This window comes from Streptomyces mabaensis (assembly GCF_053763515.1).
The window spans coordinates 46,055-58,126 of the sequence record NZ_JBSOPZ010000003.1; the positions used below are offsets into that span (position 1 = coordinate 46,055).

Here is a 12,072-nt window from a genome sequence, read left to right on the forward strand (position 1 = left end):
CCAAGGCAGTTGGCCGACCGCCTCGGTCGTGGTGTTCGACGTCGCGAGTCCAGAGTTGCCCACCGAATCCCCACCGAACCACCCCGGACGCCCTGATTCCCTCGCAAGCATGAGGAATGCCCGATAAACCCCCGACACGCCGATAAAGCCGCAGCTCACGCCCACATGGCCGGTCCCGCCCGGCTCCCCCAAGGGGTGAAGCGTTTCGGCACATTCTCGGCCAATCGCCCGCCAGCCCCGCCCTCTTCCTTTCTTCGAACGTACGTACGAAAATAAGGGCATGGCTCACACCGACCGCCATGCGCACACGCTCGCCCTCGCCCACGCGCTCTCCGCCGCCGAGCGCGGGCTCCCCGTCATCCCCCTGTCCCGTACCAAGCTCCCCGCACTCCGCTCCCCACACCACGAAGAACCCAGGCCGGTGCTCTGCCGCGGCGAATGCGGCCTGCCGGGTCACGGCGTCCACGACGCCACCACGGATCCCGCCGTCATCCGCGCGCTGTTCCGCGTCGCCCCCTGGGCCACCGGCTACGGCATCGCCTGCGGCCGGCCTCCGCACCACCTCATCGGTATCGACCTCGACACCACCACCGGCCCCGACGCCACGGAGAGCACCGCCGCCCTCCAGCGTCTGGCCCTGCGCCACCTCTTCACCGTCCCGCGGACGGTCACCGTCCTCACCCCCAGCGGCGGCCGCCATCTCTGGCTCACCGGCCCACCGGACGTGGTTGTTCCGAATTCCGCCGGCCGTCTCGCGCCCGGAATCGACATCCGCGGCACCGGCGGTTACCTGGTCGGCCCGGGTTCACTCGCCACCCACGGCATCTACCGGCTGGCGCCCGGCAGCTCACATCTCGCGCCCGCACCCTGCCCCGGCGCACTCCTTCGCCTGCTCACGCCTCCGCCGCGCTCCCACCACCCCGCCGGCCGGCCCCCACAGGGCCACGGCCTGGTGCAGTTCGTGCTGGCGGCTCACGAGGGCCAGCGCAACACGCGGCTGTTCTGGGCGGCTTGCCGTGCGTACGAGAACGGCCTGGGCGAGACTCTCGCGGACTCCCTCACCGAGGCTGCCGTCCGCACCGGCCTCTCCGAACGCGAGGCCCGCGCCACGATCGCCTCCGCGGCGCGCCTGACTGCGGCGCCCTGACCGCGGGCCTGACCGCGCGCCTGGCTGCGACGCCTGGCTGCATACCTGGCTGCGACGCTCGTCAGACGGGCTGGAGATCCGCCAGTCCCGCGTCCCCGGCTCCGGTGCCGTCGGCGGACGTCCGGCGCGCGGAGGGCGAGGCGTTGTGCGCCTCGGCGCGGATGCGCTGCTTGATGGTGGGGGGCAGGGACGTGTCCCGTGACCGGGCCCGCCGCGGCGCCGGCACGTACGCGACCGGCGTACGGACGGGGCGCCGGCGCGAGGCCGCGGGGACGACGGGCTGCTGAGCGGGCTGCTGAGCGGCGGCGGTCCTGGGCGCGAAGCCCAGCGCGGCGAAGAGCGCGACCAGCGCGCCGAGGAAGGCGGTCCACATCGTCTTGACCTTGTTCGCTGCCATGACGGTCCCTCACTTTCGAGCACTTTTCAGCGGAGCGATCTACATACCTTTCTCATGATGTGTACGCATCTCGGGATACACCGGAGCGACGCCGCCTGTGCGTCGATATTCCGATGAACACCACCCGCTCGGCCCAGCCGCGCCCCCCGCACCCATGGAGCAGCCGCATACGCCGGGACAGCCTCGCGGCCGCCTCAGCGCCCGCCCCTTCCCGCGTGCGCCATGGGCGGTCCGGGCTCAACCTGGAAACAGCAGCGCCGCAACTCGAGAGCCCGCCCCCGGAGACCCGCCATGAGCATCCACAGGCTCGGCCCCATCACCGTTCTGGGCGACTGCCTCGAAGTGCCCGGGCTCGGTTTTCTCCCGGTCAACGCCTTCGTGCTGCACGCCGCCCAGCCCGTGGTGGTCGATACGGGCCTCGGGCTCCCGGACCGCGACTTCCTGGAGACTCTGGGCTCGGCGGTCGACCCCGCCGACGTGCGCTGGATCTGGCTCACCCACCCCGACCGCGACCACACCGGCGGACTGTTCGACCTGCTCGCCGCGGCTCCCGGGGCACGCGTGGTGACGACGTTCGTCGGCGCCGGAATCATGTCCTGCGAGCGTCCACTGCCGCTCGACCGCGTCTGCCTGGTCAACCCCGGGCAGGCCCTGGACATCGGCGACCGTACGCTGCGGGCGTTCCGGCCGCCCCTCTACGACAACCCGGCCACGGTCGGCTTCTACGACGAGCGCACGCGGGCCTGCTTCAGCTCCGACTGCTTCGGCGCGACCATGCCCACCGCGGACATCGCCGCCGGCGCTGACGCCGGCGCCGTCGCGGCGGACGAGCTGCGCGCCGCGCAACTGCTGTGGGCGACCGTGGACAGCCCCTGGGTCCAGAACGTCGACGCCGACAGGTACCTGGCGACCGTCCAGCCGCTGCGTGTGATGGACCCCGAGATCGTGCTGTGCACCCACCTGCCACCCGCCGTGGGCCTCGCCCCGCAGATGATCGACACGATCACCAGGGCGCCCGGCGCGGACCCCTGGGTCGGCCCGGACCAGCAGGCCCTCGAACAGATGCTCGCCGGCTTCGAACCGGGCGCGGCCCGCCCGTGACGCAAGCACCCCGTGGGCGCCACTCGGACGCCGTCACGGCTCGAAGTGGCTGAAGCCCACCTCGAAACGCTCGACCGAGACGATCCGCTGGCCCTCCCGTCGCGCCGCTTCCTCGCGGATGTGCATGGCCAGCTCCTCACTTGCCCGCATGGCCCGCTCGTCCTCCCACAAGGTCAGCGACTTGGCCTTCCCGGAGGTCCGGTCGACCAGGTAGTACACGCCCCGGAAGCCGGGAACCGTCCGCACCTGCTCGACCAACGCCTCCGACACCGCGCTCAGGTCGCCCTCCGCGGGCACCGGTGACCCCTGATAGGTGCTCAGCCTCGCGAACATCGCCACCAGCCCTTCCTCGCCGGCTGCCGATCGGGCGACCGCAGCTCCAGGACCAGCGTGCTCCGGAGGACGGCACACCGCACGCGGAGACGAGCACCCACGCTCAGTGGTCCCGCGTGACGGCCGCAGGCTCCGCCGGGCCCCAAGTGGGTTCGAGGCGAGTGGGCCCGGGGGCGGTGCGTGCGATGCGGAACCGGCGGCTCAGACGCAGGACCACCCACGCGTACAGCGGCAACACGATTGCCTCGGCTGCCAGCAGCGCCCAGGGGGCGTCCGCGGCACTGGTGGTGGCTGCATCGCCGAGCCCGCCGACGAAGGCGGCGGAGAAGACGAAGACGAAGAGGTTGTTGGCCACGTGCAGGGCGATAGCCGCCTCCAGGCCACCGGTACGGACGACCAGCAGGCCCAGTACCAGGCTGAACAGCATCAGGTCGGCGAAGCCCCACGGTGTGCCCAGCCCGTGGGCGAGGGCGAAGAGCAGACCCCCCACGACGATGCCGACCCAGGGAGTGCGCAGGTAGCAGCCGAAGACCTGCGGGATCCAGCCGCGGAAGACGTACTCCTCGGCGGCCGCCTGGAACGGCACCACCAGAACGAGCACTGCGGCGGCGGTCAGGAACGCCGGCCAGCCCGCCCAGTCACTGGACGTCGCCTCGGCAGCTGGGGCCCCGGATACGGCGGTGAAGAAGGTCATCAGGCTGAACTGGAGCAGCGTCGCGGCCATGGCCACCCCCACGCAGACCAGTAGCCAGCGCCAGCGCAGCCGTCCGGTCACCGAGGCCAGCGTGCCGACCGGCCGGCGTTGCACCAGACGCGCGGCGAGCAGCACTGGCGGGATGAATAGCGCGAGTGTGAGCAACCATGCGGCGTTGTCCCACAGCGGATCGGTGAACAGCAGGTCGCCCGTCCCCTGCTCGACCCCGGCCAGCAGGGCCGCGATGACCAGTCCGGACATCACGGGGATCATGAGAAGCCACCAGCCGACCCCGGCGACCAGCGTGGCCAACAACGGACGCCACCAGCGGTGACGCTCGGTCCACGCCAGCCGGTGATAGGGCGTTCCGGCCGGTGCGCCGATCAGGCGCGAGTTCGGTGAGGGTGCCTGACCGCCGTAACGGGGCGCTCCCTCTTCCCGTACGTGGTTGACGGTAGTCATGGATTCCACCTCGATCTCGAAGGCTTGGCTGAGGGCCCGCACCCTTTGATGCGGCCCTGCAGATCAGAAGACACGAACCGGAAGACACCCGTCATGCCCCAGAAAAACGTGACTTGACACGATGCGGGCGTTCAGAGGCTCACCGAGGTGAACAGCGAAAAGAGGTGCCTCTCCCCGCGAGACACCCCTGCTGACCTGCACGCTCGAGTACCGGAACCGAACGCGGGCAGCCCGTTGCACGGCGGACCAGGGAACGCCATTCTCAGAGGCATGCCGGTCTCTTCCGCCACCCGAGATCTGTGCCGATCCACGTTTGCGCCGGAGTCTGCCGATCTTGCCATTCGCGCTCTGGAGACCTACGAAGGTGCGGAGGCGGACTGGGTCCACGGGGCAGCGGTACGGCTGAGCGAAGGCCACCTTCACCGCTTGGCTCACTGGCTGGCCTCGGCTGAGCGGGAGCCGGAGACCTTCCGCTGGTACGCAGGTGAACCCACCGACGTCTCCCCTGAGTCGCACACGTTCGCTGTCGACTTCGTGAACGGCCTGATCGACAAGAACGCCTCAGCCACCGCACAACCCCGTCGGCTAGGTCGGCGGGCCCGTCATGTGGTCCCCACCTGGTCCACGAGGGCGTGCACGCAGCCCTACTTCATGAGCCGGAAGCCGGGCTGCCGGGCTGCCGGGCCCAGGCTCTCAGGAACTCCGCCGAACCGAATGCGGCCGGCCAATGCTCGGACGCCACGGTCACACCTGGAAGGCCGGTCACGATCGGCACCTGGTCCTCGCGCAGCTCAGCGTTGACGACGCCGCCGATCACGTCCATGACCGTAGCGGTCAGGAGCGCGGTGGTGGTGTGGTCGACGGGCCGGTCACAGCCGGCGATGACGTCGACCGCGTGGGTGGGAGTGAAGCCGATGTGGGCCGACTGGTCGTCCTCTGGGTCGTGCTCGGCCTCGAAGATGGACTCGTCTCCCGCGCCGGGCCCCATGAGGGAGACGAAGAGCGGCCGGTCGCCGTCGACTCCCTCCGGGACATGGATGCCCAGGCTCTCCGCCCGCACGTGGAGGTCGTATTCGCCGACGCGCTTCTCCTCCAGCCTGGAGGACACACCCGCCAACACGTCACGGAGGCGTTCGACCGCACGTGCGGGAACCGCCTCCGACAGCTCAACCACCAGCACAGGACCACCCATGCAGGGAGCGTATGCGGTGGAGAGCCACGCCCCCACCGATTACCCATGGCGGCCCGCGGTCAAGAGGCCGGTCGGGTCCACAGACCTCGGCTGTACGGTCTTCGCAGACGATCACGGGAGGCGAAAGATGACAGGTGATTTCCAGTTCAGTTGGGAACTCAGCGGCTCCGGTTGGGCAACGTGCCGTATCGCCGACAGCGCTTCGAAGCAGAAGCACTTCGTCAGCTACTGCACGGACGCACTCGCCGACCTGCTTCGTCGCGTGGCGGGTCTCTACGGCCCCACCACCGTCCAGCGTGTCTCGTTCGACCTTGAACCCGCTGAGGTCAGGTGGGTTCTCCGAGGCCGAGGCGCAGACGTGAGCATCGCGATCTACAAGTTCCCCGACAGGTTCACGAGCTACGACAAGCCGGACTCGGAGGGGACGCTCGCATGGAGGTCGACGCAGTCCCGCGCCCTCCTGAGTCACGCTGTCGTGGAAGCTGCGCAGGAAGTGCTGCGGATCCACGGTGAGGATGGCTACCGAGCGAAGTGGGTACAGCACCCCTTCCCCACCGCCGCCCTTCAAGACCTCTGCCGCCTTCACATGAGGGACGATTCCTGCGAGCTCCCGCACGACGTGTCGAACGCGTAGTAGGACTGCTCTGTCTCCTCCTGGACGAGGCGCCCACTGACCGGGCGGTCCACCCCCCTGAGTCAGCTCAGCGACTTCTCGATCGCCTCGAAGATGTCAGCGTCGGTCTCCTGCTGCCAGGACGGCAGGTCGGGCCAGTCGGCCACGTAGCCGGGCTTCGGGTCCTCGAAGTGCTTGAACATCTGGGCCGTCCAGCACGTCGCGACGAAGCGGCTCTTCTGCTCGCGGGACAGCCGCGCCGTCGTGCCGCCGCTGATCTCGACGAAGTGGCGGACCAGCTCGTAGACGGCGCCCGCGGCCTCACGCTCCCACTGCGGGGTGTCGTCCCACGGAGTGACGTAGCCGGGCTTCGGCTCGCCGGGGAAGTGCTGGTGTACTCCCGCGATCCAGGCTTCCCGGAACAGTCGTGCATCCTCGTCTGCGACATGCCTACCACTCTCGTCACGGCGTGCTCAGAGCGGCGATCTCCGCCCCCAGCTCCGCCACGCGGTGGTCCCGGCTCAGGGGGCCGAACTCGTCGCACGGGTTTCGGAGTCTACGGGCGATGTACCCGGAAGATGAGGCGCGAGCGAGTTCGACGGCCTCCCTCCCGTACGAGACCGCCTGTTCCGGATCGCGCCGCTTGACGCCGATGGCCGCCAGGTCCGTCAGCACTGCGCCTCTTCGCCGCAGCGACTGTCCGGACGCCAAGGCCGTGTGCTGCAACGCCTCCCGCAGCGTTCGCTCCGCCAGGTCCAGACGCCCGAGTCGCACGGGCACGCCACCGGCCAAACCCGCTCCGCCGACCTCACGCTACGTTGCGGCCATGACGACCGAGCCCACTCCGCTCCCAGAAGCCGCTGTCGACAGCCGAGAAGCCCTCGCAGCACACATTCTCCAGCTCCGATCCGATCTGCTGGAGCGGCCCGAAGAGTGGGAAAACGCGACCCTGGAGAGCTTCCTGGAGGCGCTAGCAGCGTGGATCAACAGCTCTCCCGGTCTGTACAGGAATCTCAGTCGCGAGTTCCCTCCTGGTGGGAGCTGGAGCCTCTTCGCACACGCTCTGAGCGCCGCAGCCATCTACGAATGACCGTGCTTGTGGAGGGCTGCACTCGACCGAAAGCGAAGGCGGCCGCAACGGTCGCGATCTTCCTGCGAAGCGTCCGGACCACAGCAGCAGTGACCCGCCAGCCACCGAAGGTCATCCGGATCGAGCCACAGCGGTATGCGTCCCTTGTCGAGTTCGCTCTGCCGGTCCGTAGGTTTGACGTCAGCCATAGCGGGAGAGCGTATCCGTGCCCCTCACGTGCCCGATCCAGCGGGGAACCACGGGGAACACCGGGCGATCACGGCGCGCGGACATGCGAACGGCCCCGGACCAATCTCGCTGATCGGGGGCCGTTTGCATCGCACTGCCTGCGCGGTGGGTGTGGGATTTGAACCCACGGTGACTCGCGCCACGACGGTTTTCAAGACCGTTCCCTTAGGCCGCTCGGGCAACCCACCCTCGCCCCAACCACCTGCGGCGGAGCGGCTACAGCCTACCGGCCGCCGCGTCGGTCGTGGGCCCGTGGGTCACAGGACGTCGGGCCGGCTCCGGGGCGCTGCGGGCCGAGTCGATACGGCCGGGCGACCAGCCGCGTGTCGACGGTGCCAATGCGGGCGGCGAACGTCCCCCTGGATGCAGAGTGGGACGCCGGAGCTGTCCGGCGTCCCACCCCTTCCGCGCTCATGGCATGTGCCGAGTGGTCAGCTGTCGCCCTCGCGCTGGCCCAGGGTGACGTCCACCGTCGTCGTGTTGCCGCCGCGCTCGTAGGTGAGCTTCACCTTGTCGCCCGGCTTGTGCGTCCAGATCTCGCTGATCAGGGTCGGGCCGCTGTCGATCACCGTGTCGTCCAGCTTGGTGATCACGTCGCCCGGCCTGAGGCCCGCCTTCGCGGCCGGGCCGTTCGGGGTGACGGCGGCCGCGTCGCCGCTGCCCTTCTCGGAGATCTTGGCGCCCTCGCCCTGCGCCTGCATGTCGACCGAGACGCCGATGACCGGGTAGACCGGCTCGCCGGTCTTGATCAGCTGCTCGGCGACGTTCTTCGCCTGGTTGATCGGGATCGCGAAGCCGAGGCCGATGGAGCCGGACTGGGTCGCGCCCAGGCCGCCGGTGCCCGCCGACTGGATTGCCGAGTTGATGCCGATGACAGCGCCACGCGAGTCGAGCAGCGGGCCGCCGGAGTTGCCCGGGTTGATGGACGCGTCGGTCTGCAGCGCGCTCATGTACGAGTTGCCGCCGCCCGAGCCGTCCCCTGAGGCGACGGGACGGTTCTTCGCACTGATGATGCCGGTGGTGACGGTGTTGGACAGGCCGAAGGGCGCGCCGATCGCGATCGTCGAGTCGCCGACCGCCACCTGGTCGGAGTTGCCGAGCGGCAGCGGGGCCAGTCCGGAGGCGTTCTTCAGCTTCAGTACGGCCACGTCGTAGCCCTCGGCGCGGCCGACCACCTCGGCTTCGTACTTCTTGCCGTTGGAGAACGTCACGGACAGCTCTCCGCCGTCGGCCGCCGAGGCCACCACGTGGTTGTTGGTGAGGATGTGGCCCTGCTTGTCGTACACGAAGCCCGTGCCGGTGCCGGCCTCGCCCTCGCCGCCCTGCGCGTCAATGGTCACCACGCTCGGCAGCGCCGTGGCCGCGAGCGCGGCGACGGAGCCCGGTTCCCGCTTGAGGTCCGTCTGGTTCTGCGGTGCGCTGACGGTGGTCGAGTCGGTGGTGGCGCCGTCGTTGCGCTCGGCCGCCCAGTAGCCGACCCCGCCGCCGACGCCGCCGGCGAGCAGTGCCGCGGCCAGCACCGCGGCCACCATCCCGCCGGTGCGCTTGCGGCCGCCCGCCGGGGACGGTGCCGGGTGGGGGGCGCCCCAGACGGGGTCCCCGCCGCCCGCTCCGTAGGAGGGGAGCGTGGCCGGAGGGGGCGGCCAGCCGCCGGCCGGGGCGGCATGGCCGCCGGACACCGGCCCGTGCGCCGGCTCGGGCGCCGGCGTGGGATGGGGCGCAGGCTCGGGCGCGGGAGCGGCCACCGGCACAGGAGGTGCGGACGGGGCCGCGGGGGAGCCCGGTACCGCGGTGCCCTCGTTCTCGGTGTTCACAGCTCTCTCCTCGTTCCACGGCTTCTTGAGTGACGGTCCGGCTGCACACGTGTCTGAGAGCAGCCTTTCCCATGGGCCGTCAATGCACTGTAAGCCGGACCTGTGAGTCCGGCAGCCATCCTTTATCTCCGACAATTGGGGCGCGGACCCGCAGACGTCCGTACGCAGGGGCTCCGGACGGTGGCACCATGACGCGGTGACCCACGCACGGCAGCAGACCATCCAAGTCGTCGCTCACCGGGGCGCCTCCGAGGACGCCCCCGAGCACACCCTGGCCGCGTACAGAAAAGCCATCGAGGACGGCGCAGACGCCCTCGAATGCGATGTCCGGCTCACCGCCGACGGGCACCTCGTCTGTGTACACGACCGCCGGGTGAACCGCACCTCCAACGGCCGCGGCGCCGTCTCGGCCCTCGAACTGGCCGATCTCGCCGCCCTCGACTTCGGCTCGTGGAGGGACCGCGAGGAGTCCCCCGACTGGGACCCCGACCGCGAGCGGACGTCCGTACTGACCCTGGAGCGGCTGCTCGAACTCGTCGCGGACGCCGACCGCCCGGTCGAGCTGGCCATCGAGACCAAGCACCCCACCCGCTGGGCGGGCCAGGTGGAGGAGCGGCTGATCCACCTGCTCAAGCGGTTCGGCCTCGACGCCCCGCCCCCCGGCGGGCCCTCCCCGGTGCGGGTCATGAGCTTCTCGGCACGCTCGCTGCACCGCGTGCACGCCGCGGCGCCGGACCTCCCCACCGTCTATCTGATGCAGTTCATCTCACCGCGCCTGCGCGACGGCCGGCTGCCCGCCGGGGTACGGATCGCCGGACCGGGCATCCGGATCGTCCGCAACCATCCGGGCTTCGTCGAGCGGCTGCAACGCGCCGGCAACTCGGTGCACGTCTGGACGGTCAACGAGCCGGAGGACGTCCAGCTCTGCGTCGATCTCGGCATCGAGGCGATCATCACGAACCGTCCCAGGCAGGTCCTGTCCCAACTTGGCCGCCCATAGCGGGTGTTACAGGGTGTGCCCCGGCGCATCCGGTCCGTATTCGATCGTTACGAGTGCGTCACTGGCCTCCGCTTGGCCGGTTTCCGGTCCAGTCCATTGGGGCATTCACACCGTGGCGTGGGGCTAAGGAGGTTCCGGGGGTGGCGTTGGTGGTGGCACAAGAAGTGCCCACGTCGTCGAGCATGGCCGTACCCCATGGTCCTGCGGGCGTGGGTGAGGCGCGGCACCGGATGCGCGAGCAGTTGCGTATCAGCGGGCTGTCCGAATCGGTCGTCGACGATGCCGTTCTGATCCTTTCCGAACTGCTCAGCAATGCCTGCCGGCACGGCAGACCGCTGGGCGCGCGGGAGGTCGGTGACGGTGACATCCGCGCCGCGTGGCGCGTCGACACGGCAGGCCGGCTGACGGTCGAAGTGACGGACGGAGGCGGGCCCACCCGCCCTGTTCCGGCCACGCCCTCGGTCACCGCACGCGGCGGCCGTGGGCTGAACATCATCAGTGCGCTGGCCCAGGACTGGGGCGTACGGGACGGTGCCGCGGGTGAGGTCACGGTATGGGTGATCGTCAGCCAGGGACATCGGCACGACGACTTCGCCACGCGCGTCGGGGCGCCGCCGGCGGTCGGGTTCGCGGCGTCGTTCGACGAGTTGGAGTGACGGGCTGAAGTGATGGCCCGAGTGATGAACCGGAGTGACGGGCTGAAGTGACGGGAGTGACGGGCCGAGGCGGTAGGCGTCCTGTTCCGGCTTCCGGCGGGTACGAGCGACTAGGCTCGCGCCCGTCAGTACAGCCGCACTCGGGAGACACCCACGATGGCCAAGAAGCGCCAGACCAAGGCCAAGCAGCCGCAGCTCGCCACAGGGGCCCGCGCCGGCGGCGCTGATGAGACCTATCCGGTGGTGGGGGGCCGCGAGCCCTGCCCGTGCGGGTCGGGCCGCCGCTACAAGGCATGTCACGGCCGGGCCGCCGCGCACGCCGTCACCGAGCTGGTCCAGCGCCCCTTCGAAGGGCTGCCGGGCGAGTGCGACTGGGTCGCGCTGCGCGAGCTGGTGCCCGCCGCGACCCTCACGCTGCCGCTGAAGGACGCACTCCCCGACGACGTGCCGTCGGTGACGCTGGCGACCGTCCTGCCGATGGCGTGGCCCGCGCTGCGCCGCGACGACGGCTCCGTCATGCTCGGCCTGCAGAACGACACGTCCTCCGGTGACCTGAGCCGCGATCTGGCGGACACCCTCCAGCGGGCGCTCGTCGCCAAGCCCGGCACCCCCATCGCGGCCCAGCGCGTCGCGCCCGACGGGCCGCGGCTGCAGGACCTGCTCGACCCGGAGGGCGCTTTCGAGCCGGTCGTGCACAGCGGTTTCGAGTTCTGGATCCCGGACTCGGAGAACGCCACACCCGAGGTCGCCGCCTCTCTGGAGCGCGCCAACGAGGCCGCCATCCCCACGGTCCGGCTCTCGGGCGTGGACGCCGCCTACTGGTGCGAGACCCCGGAGAAGAACCACCTGCGCTGGGTCATGCCGCACCCCGAGGAGCAGCTGCTGGACGCGCTCGCCCGGCTGCACGCCGCGGGTACGTCGAGCCTCGGTGAGGGCACCCGCCTGGTCGGCTCGTTCCGTGCGCACGGGCTGATGGTCCCGGTCTGGGACCTGCCGACCGGGGTCGGCGCGAAGGACGTGGAGAAGCCGGCCGCGGAGTTCGCGGAGCGGCTGGCCGGGGCACTCGCCACGGACGCTCCGCTGACCGCGGAGGAGCGGCGGGCGCGTGGCGGGCTCACCAACCGCCAGGTGACGCTGAGCTGACAGCCGCGTCGGCCGGACGTCGATCGGGCGGCCGCGTCGGTCGTACGCCAATCGGACGTCGATCGGGCGGCGGCGTCGAACAAACCGACCAGCCAGTCTGGTGACTCCAGTCACAACTCCCGGTAATGGCCGGTAAAATCAATGTCCGAATGCCCGAGATCGAATTTGCGAACCGCCGATCTCTTGTTACGGTTTCAGTAGC

General features: G+C 70.3%; 14 protein-coding genes and 1 tRNA gene. 7 read left to right on the forward strand and 8 right to left on the reverse strand.

Translation table 11 applies throughout. From position 1 onward, the window contains the following. The first annotated feature begins 280 nt into the window (after positions 1-280). Complete coding sequence (locus ACWV17_RS03235; RefSeq protein ID WP_455358391.1) at positions 281-1,147, forward strand: bifunctional DNA primase/polymerase; 867 nt, start codon at positions 281-283, stop codon at positions 1,145-1,147. Positions 1,148-1,208: 61 nt separating this feature from the next. Here ACWV17_RS03235 and ACWV17_RS03240 read toward each other — a convergent pair whose 3' ends face one another. Next, a complete protein-coding gene (locus tag ACWV17_RS03240) occupies positions 1,209-1,544 on the reverse strand; it encodes a DUF6344 domain-containing protein (RefSeq protein WP_455358392.1) in 336 nt (111 codons plus the stop codon). A gap of 291 nt (positions 1,545-1,835) precedes the next feature. Between ACWV17_RS03240 and ACWV17_RS03245 the strand changes: the two genes are divergently transcribed. Next, positions 1,836-2,645 carry an MBL fold metallo-hydrolase gene (locus ACWV17_RS03245; RefSeq protein WP_455358393.1) on the forward strand — a complete coding sequence of 270 codons (810 nt, stop codon included), beginning with the start codon at positions 1,836-1,838 and terminating at the stop codon, positions 2,643-2,645. Between the two features lie 33 nt (positions 2,646-2,678). Here the strand turns inward: ACWV17_RS03245 and ACWV17_RS03250 are convergent, their stop codons facing one another. The 3 genes from ACWV17_RS03250 to ACWV17_RS03260 all read right to left on the reverse strand — a co-directional run bounded on the left by ACWV17_RS03250 (position 2,679) and on the right by ACWV17_RS03260 (position 5,326). Further along, on the reverse strand, positions 2,679-2,978 hold the full coding sequence (locus ACWV17_RS03250; protein ID WP_455353160.1) for a hypothetical protein: 300 nt from the start codon (positions 2,976-2,978) through the stop codon (positions 2,679-2,681). 103 nt (positions 2,979-3,081) lie between these two features. Next, complete coding sequence (locus ACWV17_RS03255; protein ID WP_455358394.1) at positions 3,082-4,134, reverse strand: CPBP family glutamic-type intramembrane protease; 1,053 nt, start codon at positions 4,132-4,134, stop codon at positions 3,082-3,084. Between the two features lie 649 nt (positions 4,135-4,783). Beyond that, positions 4,784-5,326 (reverse strand): DUF6368 family protein, encoded by a 543-nt coding sequence (locus ACWV17_RS03260; protein ID WP_455358395.1) that lies wholly within the window; start codon positions 5,324-5,326, stop codon positions 4,784-4,786. Positions 5,327-5,342: 16 nt separating this feature from the next. Here ACWV17_RS03260 and ACWV17_RS03265 point away from each other — a divergent pair, with 16 nt between their 5' ends. After that, the gene (locus ACWV17_RS03265; protein ID WP_455358396.1) at positions 5,343-5,960 is read left to right on the forward strand and encodes a hypothetical protein; all 618 of its coding nucleotides are present in this window, start codon (positions 5,343-5,345) and stop codon (positions 5,958-5,960) included. Between the two features lie 62 nt (positions 5,961-6,022). Here ACWV17_RS03265 and ACWV17_RS03270 read toward each other — a convergent pair whose 3' ends face one another. Together ACWV17_RS03270 and ACWV17_RS03275 are read right to left on the reverse strand one after the other, a co-directional pair. Further along, positions 6,023-6,364: a hypothetical protein gene (locus tag ACWV17_RS03270; protein ID WP_455358550.1), complete on the reverse strand. Its 342-nt coding sequence runs from the start codon at positions 6,362-6,364 to the stop codon at positions 6,023-6,025. Between the two features lie 37 nt (positions 6,365-6,401). Further along, positions 6,402-6,614: a hypothetical protein gene (locus ACWV17_RS03275; protein ID WP_455358397.1), complete on the reverse strand. Its 213-nt coding sequence runs from the start codon at positions 6,612-6,614 to the stop codon at positions 6,402-6,404. A gap of 151 nt (positions 6,615-6,765) precedes the next feature. Between ACWV17_RS03275 and ACWV17_RS03280 the strand changes: the two genes are divergently transcribed. Then, the gene (locus ACWV17_RS03280; RefSeq protein ID WP_455358398.1) at positions 6,766-7,029 is read left to right on the forward strand and encodes a DUF7660 family protein; all 264 of its coding nucleotides are present in this window, start codon (positions 6,766-6,768) and stop codon (positions 7,027-7,029) included. Positions 7,030-7,360: 331 nt separating this feature from the next. On the opposite strand, the gene ACWV17_RS03285 is transcribed toward ACWV17_RS03280, so the two are convergent. Continuing rightward, positions 7,361-7,445: transfer RNA gene (locus ACWV17_RS03285), tRNA-Ser, on the reverse strand. Positions 7,446-7,688: 243 nt separating this feature from the next. Beyond that, a complete protein-coding gene (locus tag ACWV17_RS03290; protein ID WP_455358399.1) occupies positions 7,689-9,071 on the reverse strand; it encodes a S1C family serine protease in 1,383 nt (460 codons plus the stop codon). A 196-nt stretch (positions 9,072-9,267) separates the two neighbouring features. On the opposite strand from ACWV17_RS03290, the gene ACWV17_RS03295 reads away from it, so the two are divergent. From ACWV17_RS03295 to ACWV17_RS03305, 3 genes are all read left to right on the forward strand, one after another. Beyond that, complete coding sequence (locus tag ACWV17_RS03295; protein WP_455353036.1) at positions 9,268-10,071, forward strand: glycerophosphodiester phosphodiesterase; 804 nt, start codon at positions 9,268-9,270, stop codon at positions 10,069-10,071. Between the two features lie 53 nt (positions 10,072-10,124). Then, a complete protein-coding gene (locus tag ACWV17_RS03300; RefSeq protein WP_455353035.1) occupies positions 10,125-10,727 on the forward strand; it encodes an ATP-binding protein in 603 nt (200 codons plus the stop codon). A 156-nt stretch (positions 10,728-10,883) separates the two neighbouring features. Beyond that, entirely contained in the window at positions 10,884-11,870 is a 987-nt protein-coding gene (locus ACWV17_RS03305) for a DUF5926 family protein (RefSeq protein ID WP_455358400.1), read from the forward strand. The last annotated feature ends 202 nt before the right edge of the window (positions 11,871-12,072 follow it).